A 14,938-nucleotide genomic window follows, 5' to 3' on the forward strand; every position below is an offset into this window, starting at 1 on the left:
GTGTCGTTGACACCTACATCGTACCCGTTTCGGTTTGGAGCGCCTAGAAGACGAATGCACAATTTGTTTCAAATTTTTACGAAGTCGCTCGGGCTGCGGCCGGTATGCTTTTTAAACAAGGTCGTGAAATACGGAACGTTCTTGTAGCCGACCTTTTCCGAGACCTCGTATACCATCAGCCTGCCTTCGGCGAGAAGACTTTTTGCTTTTTCCATACGCACTTTCGTCACGTAATCGTTGAAGGTCTCGCCCGTCGCATCTCGGAAAATATTGCTCAAGTAGTTGCGCGATATAAATACTTTCTCCGCCAGATCGGCTAGACGCAAATCCTCGGCGTAATGCTCGTGTACAAACCGTACCATATAATCGACCGCCTGCTTGTGCCGCAGATTGTCGCCCCGGCCGAAGCGGGTGCAGACGGCGGCAATTTTCGCCAGCGCCCAATCGCGGAATTGCAGCGGCAGCACGATCGCCGCCAGCTCCTGCTCGACGGCGTCGGCCGGGAACGCTTCGTCCAAGCCGTGACCGGTGCCGTATAGCGTATATTTACATATCGTCCATACTTCACTTGCTATCCGCTGCAGCATGGCGGCAGTGAGCTCCGGCTGAGCAGCCAGCAGAGCGGCCAGCCGCTCCACCGCCTCGGCTGCCAGCTCCTGCTGCATGCCGGCAAGCGCTTGCGCGATTTCGTGGTAATGGCGCACCAACCGAAGCTCAGCCATGATGCGGTCTTCGTTATCCTCTTTGCGCTTGTACATGAAGACCGGGACCTCTTGATCCGGCATGCACGGCTTGGCGTGAAGCGCCTGAAACGCCTCTTCCGTCGAATCGCAGATCTGTTTCATATCTTCCTTCATGTCGCCGAGCCCGATCTGTATCCGGATGCGCAAGTATTGCTCTGCAGCGCGGATTAGCCCCCGGGCGAACTGCAGCGCCAGACGGCGGCAGTCGTCTTTAGCCGTATTCCCCGGAAACCGGAGAAGCATAACCGTTTGTCCGCCGTACAATTCCACCGTATGCACACCGAGCCGCAGCTCAGTGCCCAGCTCGCCGGCGATGTTGGCGACAGCGAACCGGAACAGATGCCAATCCGCAGATTTCAACCCGTTCAGCCGTTCGCTCCGCACGATTTCGACCGCCGCAACGCGGTATTGCCCGCTGCCGATAGCCGCAGCCACGTCCGGCCACGTCACAGCATCGAATGCTGTAGCGCCGGTGACGATCGCTTTGATCGTCTCTTGCATGGCGATCGGTTCATACAGCCTTAGCTTGCGCATATGTTCGTCTACTTGCAGCTCCTTTTTGCGCTCCAGCTCCAGCTTGCCGATCGCCTTGCCGAGCACGTCCTTCAGCGTCTGAACGGTGACCGGCTTGCTGAGATAATCGTCTACGCTTAGGCGCATCGCCTTGCGGGCATATTCGAAATCGGCGTACCCGCTGAATATAATAATTTTCCCATCATATTCATGTTTGCGCAGCTCTTCGATCATATCGAGGCCGTTCTTGACCGGCATATAAATATCGGTGATCACGATGTCGGGCCGCTCCTTCAGAATGAGAGACAGCCCCGCCTCCCCGTCCGCCGCTTCACCCGCGAGCTCGGCGTTCAGCTCCCGCCACGGGATGATGCTGCGCATCCCCTTCAGAACCTGCGGTTCGTCATCGACGACTGCGATTTTCCACATCGGGCTCACTCCTTTCCTCCACGCCGGTTTCGGATTCGGGCATGTCCGCAAGCAGCGGAATGCGGATACGCACCTCGGTGCCTGCTTGGTCCGGCAGCGTGGTCAATCCAATGCCGTAGGGCGCGCCGAAATACGCTTCGATCCTCTCTTTCACGTTTCGGATCCCGTAGCCTCCCGTCTTGCGGTACCTCTTGGCGTCCCAGTCAGGGGCCAGTCCTATGCCGTCGTCCGTTACCCGGATGAGCAGACCGCTTTGTTCCGTCTCCACTCTAACCGTGATGAGGCCGGCGCTTCGGCCATGCAGGCCGTGCCGTATAGCATTTTCGACGAACGGCTGGATCGTCAGCTTCGGGATATAGCATTCCGGGAACTGATCGCCGCCTTCAATAACATAGCTTAGGCCTTCCCCCCATTTCAGCTGCTGAATGCGGAGATAGCATTCCGTGTGCTGCAGCTCATCCCGCAGCGTGATGAAGCTGCTGCCATTGGAGAGACCGATGCGAAACATTTGGCCCATCAGCTCCAGCACTTCGCTGATCCGCTCCTGCCCGGCTTCGATCGCCATCCAGTTAACCTGGTCGAGCGTGTTATACAGGAAATGCGGATTGATCATCGCTTGCAAGGCGCGGATTTCGGCCTCCCGCTGCGCCTTATACTGGCGTTCGAGCGACGCGTACAGCTCTTCGACCCGTTCGATCAGCCGCCGGTAACCGGCGAATAGACTTCCGAATTCGTTGCCGTAGTTGGTTTGGGCATGCCGAATCGTTCGGTTGAGCGAGTAGGCTTTCATCAGCGCCAGCAGCTCCCGCACCGGCGCCGTGAAGAGCCGGGACACATATAGAGTGACAATTGCCGCGACGCCGAGAGCCAATGCGCCGACAATAGCGAGCGTGCCGGCCAGCCTGACGCTGCTGCGCATAATGTCACGGTATGGAGTCAGCTCGACGAGCAGCCAGCCCTCGCGATAATCGCGAGTCCAGACCATCAGCATATCGCTTTCGCCGGATGAATCCGCCCCGCTCAAACGTACACGCCGATAGCCGGAATCTTTCACGATATCGGCCAAAAGACCGGAGACTGCGACCATATGAGGAGCGCTCTCGGTGCGCAGCAGCAATCTGCCGCCGGAATCGAGCAGCAGTCTGCCGGCTCCTTGCAGATCTTCGTTCAGCGTATCTTGAAGCGCTTTCAACTTAACATTGAGCACAAGTGTGCCAAGCTGCGGACCGCCGTCCCTTGCGAGGTGGCGGACAAAGCTGACGACCGGCACCGTGCCTTGCGGCGAACCGACGTTATGCTCGCCAACCCATAGCGAATCGCTCTTCTCGGCGGAAGGATACCAGGGCTCATCTTCCAGCATGCTTCGCGGCAAAAACTGCACATCCGAATTGAGGTCCGTAACCGTCGGATTATTCATGTACACCTGAACCGATTGCAGCAGCATCGAGCTGTTCACGAGCGGCTGCAAGTAGTTTTGGCTCACCTCGAGCCTTGCCCGGTTGCGGTCGTAATAATCTCCCGACATCGTCAAGTAATGGAGAAACGGTGTGTTAAGCGATAGCGCGAGCGAAGTCTGTTCGACGGATCTCAGCTGTACATTCAATTCGTTGCCAAGCCTGTTCAGCATTCCCTGCTGGTAATGGAATGTACTGCTGGTCTGCGTCCGCGCGGACAACGTGTAGCTGATCCACATAATGAGCGTGATGAGCAGCGTAAGGAAGCCGGCAAACACGAGAAAGAGCACGTTATCGATGCGAAACCGGTGAAACGGGTTGTACCATCTGCTCATCGTCTGAATCGCCTGCCCGCAATTTTTCCTTCAGTTTATCCTTTGAGCCCCGTCGTCGCAATACCTTCGACAAAATGTTTCTGAGCAAAAAAGAAGATGGCGACCGGCGGTAACACCGACACAAGAGACATCGCAAGCAGCTGTCCCCAGGCTACTGCCGACTGCGTATCGATAAACATGCGCAGAGCCATCGGCACCGTATATTTGTCAACGGAATTCAAGTAGATCAGTGGTCCGAAATAATCCTCCCAGCCCCAAATGAAAGAGAAAATCATCACCGTAACAAGTGCCGGTCTGGTGAGAGGCAGCACGATCCGCCAGTAAATGCCGAACCACGAGCAGCCGTCGATCTTCGCCGATTCGTCCAGCTCTCGCGGAATCCCGCGGATAAACTGAACGAGCAGGAAAATGAAGAACGCTCCGCCCATCGCCGCCGGAACAACGAGCGGCAAGTACGTGTTGATCCAGTTGAACGAGTGAAACATCGAATACTGCGGGATCAGCGTCACTTGCGACGGCAGCATTAGTGTCAGCAGCATCAGCGAGAACAGCATGTTTTTGAACGGAAAAGTGAGGCGGGCGAATCCGAACGCCACCAGGCTGGCCGAGATGACGTGAAGCACGGTCGTGGCGATATTCAGCTTCAGGCTGTTCAAATAAAAGTACGTAAACGTATACTTCGGCAAGGCGTTCCAGCCGTCCGGATAGTTGCGCCACAGCCACTCTCTCGGCCATAGCGTCGGCAGCGCCAGCTCCGGCGTCGATTTGAACGTGGCGAATATCCACCACAGCACCGGGTAAAACATGAGCAGGCTGAACACGATCAGTATGGCATGCGTGACGATGGGCGAAGTGTTGAAGCGCTGCGTTCTCATTTCGCCGCCCCCCCTTCCGATTCGTAAAACACCCAGTACTTGGACAAGACAAAGTTCAACGACGTGACGGCAGCGACAAGTGCCAGCAAAATCCAGGCGAGCGCCGAAGCGTAGCCCATCTCGAACGTACCGAATGCTTTCTTGTACAGAAACAGCGCATAGACATCCGTGGAATTCATTGGGCCGCCGTTTGTAATGATGAAGGCGGACGTAAACATTTGGAACGAGCTGATGACACCCATGATGAGGTTAAACAAAATAACCGGCGACAGCATCGGCAGCGTGATCGCGAAAAACTGCCGCACCTTGGAAGCCCCGTCGACGGCTGTAGCCTCGTACAATTCGCCGGGAATTTGCTTCAGTCCCGCCAGGAAAATGATCATGGCCGATCCGAACTGCCATACCGTCAAAATCACTAGCGTGCCAAGCGCCGTCTCCGGCACTCCGATCCAATTCTTCGGGGCAATGCCGAACAAAGGCGTAATCTGATTGACGAACCCGTCCAGCCCGAATATGTTGCGCCACAGCACGGCGACGGCAAGACTTCCGCCGATCAGCGACGGCAAATAGATAATGGTGCGGTAGACGGCTATTCCGCGTACGGCGCGGTTCAGCAGCATCGCAATGAACAGAGCGGCCGCCAGCTTCAGCGGCACTGACGTAAGCACATAAGTGAAGGTCACCTTCAGCGAGTTGTAAAACAGCCGGTCCTGGCTGATTTGACGGAAGTTTTTCCAGCCGGTCCAGCGCGCCGGATCGAGCAGATTGTACTCGGTGAACGATAAATAAAGCGATTGCAAAATTGGCCACAGCTGCAGCAGAAGGAAGCCGACCAGCCATGGTGAAATAAAAAGCAGTCCGGCAAACGGCGCATTGTACCGGGATAGCGCGCGGCTTAGCGCGGTTTTCCGCTTCGGGCCGCTGCCCGAGACCGCCTGCGGCTGCAGCGGTGCAGCAGAATGCTTAGCAGTACTTGTCGGCGTTGTCATAAGCATCACCTTCGCTTTGGTATAGTGGGATATGTTATTCAGTATAATTGCTGCTGCGAAGGCGTTGAAGCAGAGAGATCTCCGATTTCTTTCACTATTTTACGAAATACATGTTTCGTGCACCGTGCGTTTTACACAGAGCAAAGCCCGCCGGCTAGTGACCGGCGGGCTTGCTTTCCATTATTTTATTTGGTAACCCTAATCGTGTTCGTATCTGCGTTAAACTCCACTTTTGCATGCAACGCCTCCGCGCCAAGTCCCTCGGAAATCATGCGCAGCGACACCATGGCGTTGCCGTTGACCATCGCAGGCCATTCTCTCATGACGCCGTTCATGTAAAGCTTCGTCTGGCCTGCCGCTGCACCGCTTGAACTGCTGCCCGAGCTATTCGTCAAGACGGAGTACGTATTCGTTTCGGCGTCATAGTATACTTTCGCGCCTAATGTCTCGAACAAGATCAGGAACGGCACTCGTACAGTTCCACTCTCATCCAAGTACGGTTTCTCCGGCAAATTCATGATTTTACCTGCGAAGCCCTCATAGCCGCCGAGATCAAAAGCTTGATTTCGTACCGGTACCATGATACTGCCGTTGACCACGTTGACTTGGTCCTGCAGCATGCCGTTGATGTAAAGCTTCATGGGACCGGGCCGGATCACCTATATGCAGCCGTCGGCGTAACCGTGATGCTGGTCACTCTGTTGTCTACGCTTGCCGTATAGTCCGTTATGGTCACAGTAACCGGAGCGCCGCTCCAACTGGAAGAGGTTCCTATAATAATATTACTCAAAGACGGTCGGATCCCTACCGTGCCAAATGGCGGAGTCAATGTGCCGTTCGACAGCGTAAGTCCGCTCAAATCGGGTTTGATATCACGGACCAGATTCACAACGTACCGCTTCTCTGTACGATCCGGCGCCTTCACCAGCACGTTGATGGAGTTGCTGCCTGGCTTCAATGCGATCGGGCTCGACGGCGATCCGTTTGATACCTCCATATCGTTTACGGTCACCTTGGCACTGCTGTCGGGTACCGTCGGTGTAACCGTGATTTGGTCCACGTTGCCGTCTACCAGAGCTTGATAGCCATCTCGGCTCGGGCTAAATGCAGGGCTCATGCTGCCGCTTGACAGCGCAAGCCCGCTCAGCTCGTACTTGCCGGCTCGCGTCACCGTCAAAGTATAGGTCGTCTTGAACAAACCGTTCATGCTGAAGATCATGGTTTAGAGAAAGAAGATCCGTGAAATGATCATAGTCCTGGTACCGATTGCTGCCAAAGTTCTGAAAGCTGCTTCCTTCCGGCAAATCATGATCGAGCAGCTCGAAATTATGGGACGCTCGGGTCAAATTCCGCTGCAAATAGCAGATGATGCCGCAGAAATAATACAGATTGCCCATTAACTGCTTCCATTCCTGCTCCGGAATGACATCTTTGAGAGCTTCGAAGCGTTGCTCCGCTTGCTCGGCTCGGCGCAAAGCTTTGTTCCAATCTCCGTCTCCCCATAATTTGGAGATATTGGCGGGAACATCGATGACATGGTAATCATCCAGAACGAGGACAAGGAGGTGCTCCAGTTGATTCAGCTCGTTCAGAAGCGCCGATATCCCCGGCTCGAATGACGCCGGGGACTCCATATCCAGCAGAAATCCCAGCTTTACGCCGAAACCTGGAACTCTCCCTCGAATGGAAGACAATACGCAGTCCCAGAACGGAGACCAATCGCTGTCCAGCTTATCCAAGGAGACCCACGCCACCGGAGCGCCGCACTGTTTCGCCCATGTGGCGAGCGCCGTCGTTTTGCCGTAACCGGCTTGAGCGGAAACAAGCGTCAGCTTGGACCCCAAGCCCTCGCTCAACTTGCCGATTAGGCTCGGCCTGGATACCAGGGATTTGCGAACTTGAGGAATGTCAATTTGGGTCTGGATGAACATGGGTACCCCTCCGATGGGTCGCTTCTACCTATCTATGTACCTATATTCGACTTCTTTCGATATTTTCCTCTGTGGCAAACTTATGCTTCAAAAACGAAACAGCCCTTGGTAGCCAAGGACTGTTTCTCTGCCGCTGTGATTCCGATCAATTCCGGCGACTCTGTTATTAAGCGCCCTTGACGCCCAAGCCTGCCTCAGGCCCGCGTGGCCGCCGCCTCATGTTTGTGATCGCAACGCCAAACAGAATCAGCGCGCCGCCGCCTAGCTGTGCAAGCAGGATCGGGTCACCCAGCACGAAATGGCCGACGATGATCGCGATGAACGGCGGGATGTTCATGAACATGGCACTCATGGACGCCCCGGCTGCCGCGATGCCTTGATTCCACCAGAATCCCGCCAGTCCTTGGCCGATAACGGCGACGCAGACGAGCAGCAACCATGTGAGCACTTGATGGCTTGCGTGCAGGTTGCCGTTCAGCGCTTCTACCGCGACGGCCGGCGACATGAGGATGGTGCCAATCACTGTGGAGTAGATCGTCACCTCGTACGACGTCATCGCCGCCGTCAGTTTGCGGATGAACAGCAGGCTGACCGACATACCCAGCATTGCTGCGAGCAAATAGACGTCGCAATGGGAAATGCCCAGCTGCTTGCCGCCGAACACGACAATGCATACGACGCCGATGAGCGCAACGATGGCCCCGGCCAGCTTCTGCCCGGTGATGATCTCCTTAAGGAAAAGACGCGACAGCAGCGTCGTGGCGATTGGGGACAGCGCAATGATCAGCGCGGCATTCCCCGCCGTCGATCCCTGCAGGCCGGTAAAATAAAACAGCTGGTTGATCAGCGTGCCGGTAATGCCGGCCATCAATAGTAATCCCCACTCGCGTATCGTCGGCTTCCGGATCGATCCATTAATGATCGCTACCGAAATAAGGAAGAGCGACATGACAACCAAGCGCGCAAAAGAAAGAAAAATCGGAGAGAAATCGCGCAGCATATACGCGCTCGCTACATAGTTACCTCCCCAAAGCAGGGAAACAACCCATAGTTTAACAAGTATCGTACGATCTGGCATAACATTTCGTTCTCCTCGTTGTCTAAATTGGTTCCCCTCCTCCCGCTCAGCATCACTGCTTCAACGCGGTCGGCTCTTCTCAATTATATACCACAGGTTAACTTGCTTTCCTGTCCATTTGTTGAACATTAAAAGAAAGAGGAGGGCCGCAGCCCCCCACTACATATCCAAGGTATGATTTCATTTTACGATTACTACTTTGACACGATCCGACGGGTGTCATCCGCTCGTCCTGGTTGTCTTCCTTCTGACCATGAATCTTCGATCAATCAACAGAGCTGTTCCTAGAGAGATGGCTACGGTTATGATGAGGCATACATAGGTTTCAACCGGGAATGGCTTTCCCTCCAGCTGGAAGTCGGCAGCCCTAAATTCAAGTCGTTTTACTGCATGCTTGGCCGTAAGTATATCCTCTTCCTTGGCTAAGTCCTCCAGCTGGATTTCAAACAGGAATCGTTCCATAGAGCCGCTGTGAATAAACTGAACAGGTGCCCCGCCCCCGTTTTCTTTCCACTTTCTCATATCTTCAGCTGCGAGTGCTTCCGCCTGTTTTCCTGGAACAATCATTTTATCAACAGAGGGAGGATTCTCCATCGAATATCGGGATAGCAGGATCAGACCATTTTTCGAGATGACAGGCTGCTTGTGTTGGGATATGGCGAAAGCCCGTGTGGTGCCCGTATCGGAATAAATATCGAAGACAGACGCAATAGCCATTTCCTCTACACCGTTATACAGGTAAACACCGATCTTCTTTTCATTCCACTGAAAGGCATTGTTCAACACATACGTCGTATATTTCATGTCCATTTTAAACGGATCTACCTTGGGGTTTTGGACAAAATGATACGAAGGATACTTCAGCTCATCCGCAATCTTCCGTGCCGTTGGTTCACCAAGCTTTTGCGAGATGACGTACAGCGAAGCATCGATTCCTGAAGAGATGCCTGCGGACGAAACCATTTTCCCGCCATCATTGATGACATACCGTTGATCTTCCACCCAATTCACTTGCGGGTACTTCCGGGTCAGCAGCGACATCGTTTGCCAATGCGTCGCACCCGTTTTGCCGTCCAATAACCCCGTAGAAGCCAAGGCATCCGAACCGGCGCAAATGCTGAGTATGCTGGTATCTTTATGCTTCAGGATCCAATCCCGGATAGGTTGAAATGTTTGCGTATCTTTCATACTCATATAAGGAATGACGATCAATTCCGGATGTCCGCCGAGCAAATCATCCAATTCCTTAAACGAATAGTGAGGGATGACATCAACGCCGCCGGATAATGACCGGACATTGGTATCCTCTGCGACAGCGTATACATTATAAGCCCCGGTCATGGAGAAAATCTGATACGGAATGGTAAAATCCAATCCTTCTGTAATTTCATTTCCCAGCAACACCGCAATGGTTGGTTTATTGGAATGATGTGCAGGTTTTTGTAGTCCGTCCAATGAAGGAACCGGGTCCTTGCGTAATGAGTTCCAAAATTGATTTTGTGAATGGGCCAAGCCCGAAATACTGATTGAAAGAAAAACGATGACTACCGTTAGTACAAAAACAATTGCTCTTAACAGTCCTTTTAACATTTGCTCCCTCTCCTCTGCATGTTTCGTTTCTGAATCCATCATATCCTTTCAAAAGCTTTCGTTTCGCGCATAAATTAGCCGCATATACGCAAAATTTTGCGTACATCACGCAACTAAGTATAAAGAAGGCATGCAAAATGGCAGGGACGGACTTCTCACTCTGTTGCAGTTTGCGAGAAAGCTCCCTGAATATCAAAAATGGGTATCGGATTATAGAGAAGAAGTCAAACAATTGAAAGAGGACATGCAGAAGTTTTGAGGCGGTGGACTCCGCTTTGCCGAGTAGGATCGACCAATTCTACGAGAAAATAAACCTTGGCAATTGCAAAGAGGCTGCCCTAGTCACCTTCGACTAGGACAGCCTCTTCTTTAAAATGTTGTTATTATTGCGGATCAGTTTCTACATCGTGAACATCTTGCGGGTCAACTTGCGTCAAGTCGGTGGAATTGAATTCCGGAGTTTGAGGCAGCTGGACTTCAAGATTTCCGATGGAATCGATCTCCGCCGTACCGCTTTGCATCTTCAGGTTGAGGATATGTCCGCCAATTGCACGGTCATCGCTCACAAAGTGGTAGTGGTAGCCAGGAACGTTGAACATTGCAGCATAGTTAGGCGTATAGAATACAACCAACGTACCGGTTACATTCTCATATTCCCAAATCGATTGATTCGCTAATACTTCCGGAAGCGTCTTGAAAGGCTTCTCCTGTTTCGGTTCGGAACGAGCTTTCAGGTAATTGAAGGTTCCGTGAACTTTGAAGGCATAGAAGTTGTTCTTCTTATCAATGTTATTTGCAAGGATTGCTGTAAGCTCCGTGATATCATTGATGGTGCCTACTTCGATCGTCTTTTCAGACTGGAACTTTACAGAAGAAACGAAAGGAGTCAGCTCGTCCTTTCCTACTTCTTCAAAATGTCCGTCGTTGTCGAAGCGGTAAAATTTGCCGTCAATCTGGGTCAGCTCACCGTTTACGCCGTTGAATGTTCCAAGACCGGTATCTCCGTGTTTGGCAACCTCTCCAAGGGAGAGTTCTCCGTCAAACTGACCTTGCATCAGCGCGTTGATCGTGGAGTATTGAAAAAGGGTGTTATCCTTTTTGTTTGCTCCCTTGTCTTGGCTCTGCTCAACCGCCTTAGCGGGTTTAGCTGCTGTTGCGTCTTTCTCCGCTGCAAATGCTGAAATGGTTGTAACCGATGCTACAGCAAGCACAGCTACGGAAGAAACGAGAAATTTTTTGTTCATACTCCATGAACCTCCTACCGAGATGTCTAATTTATAGAAAGGCGTTGGCCCAACTACCGATGCGGGTTATTCAGCTTCATCGATCTTGAATTGTTTAACCGTGTCTTCCAAAGTTTTTGCCGTTTTGGCAACGGAGTCTACGACAGTGCTTAAAGCAGCGATCACATCTTTCTGTCGTTCTGTAGTTTCCAATACTACATTAGAGTCAACGGCTGAATCTTTAGAGATGCTTGACAGTTCTTCAACCGAAGCGCTGATCTCCTCTGCGGATGCCGCCATTTGTTGTGAAACTGCACTCAAATTTTGTATCTCATCATTCATAAGGGCCATGTCCTGTTGAATGGAGTTAAACAGACTCTCGACTCCGGAGCTTAAGCTCACTCCCAAAGCCGCCTCCTCTTTCGCTTTCTGCAAGGAACCGACTACTCCCGTAATATCCGCATTCACTTCACCGATAACACGACTGATTTCTTTGGCCGATTCGGAGGATTGTACAGCCAGCTTCTTAACCTCATTCGCTACTACTGAAAACCCAGCCCCATGTTCTCCTGCCCTGGCAGCTTCGATACTGGCGTTCAGAGCCAGGAGATTGGTTTGCTGTGCGATTTCTGCAATTAAAATTGCGAACTTGTTGATCTCAGCGGACTTCCTGGACAGCACGTCCACGACTTCGGACGATTTCAAAACGGCGGAATCAATGGCCGACATCTGTCCCACGGTTTGGGCTACGGTCTCGGTCCCGGATAAGGCTTTTTTGTTGGTTTGCTCGGAAATCATTCCGATTTCAGAAGCGCTTGCCGCTACGGTGCTAATCGAGATCGTATTTTCTTGGAGCGCCCTGGCAATTTCGCCGGTCGCTTCGGTTTGTGTGCGTGCTCCGGAAGAAACACGATGGCTCACCTCTGAAATCTTGGTCGCCGACATTTGAACGTCTGCCGAGGACTGATTTAACGTCTCGGAAACAGTATTCATCTCTTTAACGCCGGAAGCGAGGCTGCCAACGATCACACGTAAATGGTTGGCAAGATTATTAAAGGCTTTCGCCAAATCACCGATTTCATCTTCGTTCTTCACGTTCACATCGCTAACGGTCAAATCTCCGGATGCCAGAACGCCTGCTGACTTTGTCACCTTCATAATCGGGCTAATGAACACTCTATTTATCCAATACATTAACAAGAATGCTACAATAGCCGTTACAATAACCATTCCTATCGTAGTCCAAAAAACGGTTCTCGTTAGCTTATCCAGCTCCGCATCATACAGAACCCCATAGATCTTCCAACCCGTCTCCTGGTTGGTTGTCCACCGTACATTTGCAGGACCGGCATCAAGCTTGACATGTATGCTTCCGGACGGTTGGGAAAAGGAATCCTTGAATACAGAGTCCGAGAGATCTGTGCCTGCAGCTATGCCCGGATGAGTAAGAACCTTATTGGTTTTGTCAACGATAAAGACATACCCCTCGGTTCCAATCTTCTGTGTATTTACCGTATCGGTTAAATACTTCTTCAACGATAAATTCACAACAGCCATTGCGTCGCCATTCTCTGTAGTGCGGGCGATCGATACAACCGTATTCTTGCTGGCTGCCGATACGTAAGGGTCCGAAATAATGACTTTACCCTTATTTTCCATTGCCGCTTTATACCACACTCTAGTCCTGGCATCGAAGTCATTGGCTAACGGGCTCGGAGGCTCCATAGCGAAGGCCCCATCCACTCTAGCGAACCCGATAACCTCCGTGTCATCCCCATGGGACGCCTTGAAAGTCTTCAAGATCTTGGTTATTTGGTCGTTGGTAGATAAGTTGGTTGCGGGATCCTTGGTCATTTTGACATATGTACTGGCCTCGAAGGTCTTCGACAATATTTCGACATCTTTCTCGACAGGGATGACTACCCTATCAACAATACTGTTTGCGGTGGCGACCTCTTTGTGGGATTGTACCGTCAACTCGTCCTTTAACGCTTTGGCTGAAGACTGATAGGTCACTGTACCGACCAGTGCGCTTGGAACTAAACCCAAAGTGAGAAAGAGCAGGAAAAACTTCTGCGATATGCCGAAACGCCTTGTTTCACCATGTTTGCTTGTGCGTTTAGGCCCAATGACTACGTTATTCATGTAAACCTCCGTGTTTAAAAATCATTCGTTTCCTTCCTCATCTGTTAAAAATAGACACAAAAAAAGACCCTTGGAAAAAGGGTCTTTGAACCCCTTTTGGTAGCCCGGCTGTCATAGCTTGCGCCTTAGACCCGTAGCTTTGCGTCCTTATCTTTCGATGAGTTTGCCATTATCATTAGGAATTTGCTTATTTTAGTTGTGTAGGTATTCAAGCACAGGACTTAGGATATATGATATTCAATTTTTTGTCAATCATGAAGCAATTTGTCGAATTATTTCGAATTTAACGGATTCGATTTTGACAAAAGCTTCGCGGTTTTTTCCATTCCGTAACCGAGTTTTGCATGATACTATCTTTATTATGCCCATTTGCAGCATAGGAGGTTTAAATAGATGAATACCAATACGACAAAAATCCCGGTTCGGTTTGCCCTAATGTTAGCGGCTTTCTCAACATTATGGCCCCTAAGCTTTGACATGTATCTTCCGGCTTTTCCAGAAATGATGAGGTTCTTTCATACAGACGCTTCCACGATTCAGGCGAGCTTAACTTCGTGCCTGATAGGGTTAGCCTTGGGACAGATTGTAATGGGGTCATTAAGCGATGTTTACGGAAGACGCAGGCCATTGATGATTGCTATGACGCTCTATATCTTAGCCTCGATCGGCTGTGCTTTTGCACCGAATATGTTGATCTTCATTGCTTTCCGGTTTATCCAAGGATTTGCCGTAGCAGCCGGGACGGTTTCGAACGCCATCGTCCGCGATTCGTTCAGCGGGGTTGAATTGACGAAGTTTTATTCTCTCCTTGCGATGATTGGCAATGTCGCTCCCTTGCTTGCACCGATTGCAGGGAGCGTCGTCATCTCTTTCGCCCCTTGGAAGGGGTTGTTTCTCCTGCTGGCGCTTCAGGGTATTTTTTTATTCATCGTAGCAAAGTGGGGACTCAAGGAAACCTTGCCTGCAGAACGGCGTGTTTCCGGTAACTTTATGGTCATTTTGAGAAACTTCAAAGCCTTGCTGCAGGACCGAATGTTTATGGGGTATGCCCTTACTCAAGGATTTTTGTTCACGGGCATCTTTGCCTACATTTCCGGGACATCCTTTATCTATCAGAACATTTACGGGGTGTCGCCTGGAGTATTCTCTCTGCTGTTTGCTATGAATGGGATTGCTTTATTTTTAGGAGCCCAGTTAGTGAAGCGACTGGCTGGACGAGTGGCAGGACGTCGAATTCATCAGATCGGTCTGACATCGGCTTTCATCACAAGCACTGCGGTCCTCATTGTAGTTCTATCTCATGGATCCTTACTTGCTCTAGTCATACCGCTCCTCTTGTTTATCTCATCGTTCGGCGTCTCGGGAGCAGCTGCTTTTCCGCTGGCCATGGAGTCGCAAGGGCACATAGCAGGCAGCGCCGCCGCACTGCTGGGTGTCATTCCCTTTATTTTCGGCGCCGTAACCTCCCCGCTTGTGGGAATCGCCGGAGAGCATTCTGCCGTCCCCTTCGGAATCATTTTGTTCACAGCCAGCTTGTTGGCCATTATTTCTTATATCGGACTGACCAAACCAGCCAAGAGAACTGACTTCTTGTAGCGAATTCAGAATAGGCCAACCGGAAAAATCCGATTGA

The 14,938-nt window shown here is 51.5% G+C and carries 12 protein-coding genes and 1 riboswitch; of the genes, 1 reads left to right on the forward strand and 11 read right to left on the reverse strand.

The genetic code is table 11. The features are described 5' to 3' along the window. Window positions 1-68: 68 nt before the first annotated feature. From ACFFK0_RS07200 to ACFFK0_RS07250, 11 genes are all read right to left on the reverse strand, one after another. Window positions 69-1,685: a response regulator transcription factor gene (locus ACFFK0_RS07200; RefSeq protein WP_377469367.1), complete on the reverse strand. Its 1,617-nt coding sequence runs from the start codon at window positions 1,683-1,685 to the stop codon at window positions 69-71. After that, complete coding sequence (locus ACFFK0_RS07205) at window positions 1,660-3,474, reverse strand: cache domain-containing sensor histidine kinase (protein WP_377469369.1); 1,815 nt, start codon at window positions 3,472-3,474, stop codon at window positions 1,660-1,662. Before ACFFK0_RS07205 ends, ACFFK0_RS07200 begins: the two co-directional genes overlap by 26 nt. A gap of 35 nt (window positions 3,475-3,509) precedes the next feature. Continuing rightward, window positions 3,510-4,349 (reverse strand): carbohydrate ABC transporter permease, encoded by an 840-nt coding sequence (locus ACFFK0_RS07210; RefSeq protein WP_377469370.1) that lies wholly within the window; start codon window positions 4,347-4,349, stop codon window positions 3,510-3,512. Continuing rightward, window positions 4,346-5,338 (reverse strand): carbohydrate ABC transporter permease, encoded by a 993-nt coding sequence (locus ACFFK0_RS07215; RefSeq protein ID WP_377469371.1) that lies wholly within the window; start codon window positions 5,336-5,338, stop codon window positions 4,346-4,348. The genes ACFFK0_RS07210 and ACFFK0_RS07215 overlap by 4 nt, the downstream gene beginning before the upstream one ends. 185 nt (window positions 5,339-5,523) lie before the next feature. Further along, window positions 5,524-5,979 (reverse strand): stalk domain-containing protein, encoded by a 456-nt coding sequence (locus tag ACFFK0_RS07220; RefSeq protein ID WP_377469372.1) that lies wholly within the window; start codon window positions 5,977-5,979, stop codon window positions 5,524-5,526. A 14-nt stretch (window positions 5,980-5,993) separates the two neighbouring features. Continuing rightward, window positions 5,994-6,455: a cadherin-like beta sandwich domain-containing protein gene (locus tag ACFFK0_RS07225; protein ID WP_377469373.1), complete on the reverse strand. Its 462-nt coding sequence runs from the start codon at window positions 6,453-6,455 to the stop codon at window positions 5,994-5,996. Further along, a complete protein-coding gene (locus tag ACFFK0_RS07230) occupies window positions 6,439-7,269 on the reverse strand; it encodes a hypothetical protein (protein ID WP_377469374.1) in 831 nt (276 codons plus the stop codon). The genes ACFFK0_RS07225 and ACFFK0_RS07230 overlap by 17 nt, the downstream gene beginning before the upstream one ends. Before the next feature lie 166 nt (window positions 7,270-7,435). Further along, the gene (locus tag ACFFK0_RS07235; protein WP_377469375.1) at window positions 7,436-8,347 is read right to left on the reverse strand and encodes a DMT family transporter; all 912 of its coding nucleotides are present in this window, start codon (window positions 8,345-8,347) and stop codon (window positions 7,436-7,438) included. A gap of 219 nt (window positions 8,348-8,566) precedes the next feature. Continuing rightward, window positions 8,567-9,937, reverse strand: coding sequence for a DJ-1/PfpI family protein (locus ACFFK0_RS07240; RefSeq protein WP_377469376.1), 1,371 nt, complete (start codon window positions 9,935-9,937; stop codon window positions 8,567-8,569). 383 nt (window positions 9,938-10,320) lie between these two features. Continuing rightward, window positions 10,321-11,181, reverse strand: coding sequence for an acetolactate decarboxylase (budA, locus tag ACFFK0_RS07245; protein WP_377469377.1), 861 nt, complete (start codon window positions 11,179-11,181; stop codon window positions 10,321-10,323). A gap of 66 nt (window positions 11,182-11,247) precedes the next feature. Then, complete coding sequence (locus ACFFK0_RS07250) at window positions 11,248-13,305, reverse strand: methyl-accepting chemotaxis protein (protein WP_377469379.1); 2,058 nt, start codon at window positions 13,303-13,305, stop codon at window positions 11,248-11,250. Window positions 13,306-13,400: 95 nt separating this feature from the next. Next, window positions 13,401-13,483, reverse strand: a riboswitch (cyclic di-GMP riboswitch). 215 nt (window positions 13,484-13,698) lie between these two features. Here ACFFK0_RS07250 and ACFFK0_RS07255 point away from each other — a divergent pair. Continuing rightward, entirely contained in the window at window positions 13,699-14,901 is a 1,203-nt protein-coding gene (locus ACFFK0_RS07255) for a multidrug effflux MFS transporter (RefSeq protein WP_377469380.1), read from the forward strand. Window positions 14,902-14,938 lie beyond the last annotated feature (37 nt).

Source organism: Paenibacillus chartarius, from assembly GCF_042432825.1.
Classification (GTDB): Bacteria; Bacillota; Bacilli; order Paenibacillales; family NBRC-103111; genus Gordoniibacillus; species Gordoniibacillus chartarius.

Coding starts and splice junctions, on each gene's coding strand:
- budA (WP_377469377.1), bottom strand. CDS start 11,181: ATGAACAAAAAATTTCTCGTTTCTTCCGTAGCTGTGCTTGCTGTAGCA.
- ACFFK0_RS07230 (WP_377469374.1), bottom strand. CDS start 7,269: ATGTTCATCCAGACCCAAATTGACATTCCTCAAGTTCGCAAATCCCTG.
- ACFFK0_RS07225 (WP_377469373.1), bottom strand. CDS start 6,455: ATGAGCCCTGCATTTAGCCCGAGCCGAGATGGCTATCAAGCTCTGGTA.
- ACFFK0_RS07250 (WP_377469379.1), bottom strand. CDS start 13,305: ATGAATAACGTAGTCATTGGGCCTAAACGCACAAGCAAACATGGTGAA.
- ACFFK0_RS07210 (WP_377469370.1), bottom strand. CDS start 4,349: ATGAGAACGCAGCGCTTCAACACTTCGCCCATCGTCACGCATGCCATA.
- ACFFK0_RS07255 (WP_377469380.1), top strand. CDS start 13,699: ATGAATACCAATACGACAAAAATCCCGGTTCGGTTTGCCCTAATGTTA.
- ACFFK0_RS07240 (WP_377469376.1), bottom strand. CDS start 9,937: ATGTTAAAAGGACTGTTAAGAGCAATTGTTTTTGTACTAACGGTAGTC.
- ACFFK0_RS07220 (WP_377469372.1), bottom strand. CDS start 5,979: ATGAAGCTTTACATCAACGGCATGCTGCAGGACCAAGTCAACGTGGTC.
- ACFFK0_RS07205 (WP_377469369.1), bottom strand. CDS start 3,474: ATGAGCAGATGGTACAACCCGTTTCACCGGTTTCGCATCGATAACGTG.
- ACFFK0_RS07200 (WP_377469367.1), bottom strand. CDS start 1,685: ATGTGGAAAATCGCAGTCGTCGATGACGAACCGCAGGTTCTGAAGGGG.
- ACFFK0_RS07215 (WP_377469371.1), bottom strand. CDS start 5,338: ATGACAACGCCGACAAGTACTGCTAAGCATTCTGCTGCACCGCTGCAG.
- ACFFK0_RS07235 (WP_377469375.1), bottom strand. CDS start 8,347: ATGCCAGATCGTACGATACTTGTTAAACTATGGGTTGTTTCCCTGCTT.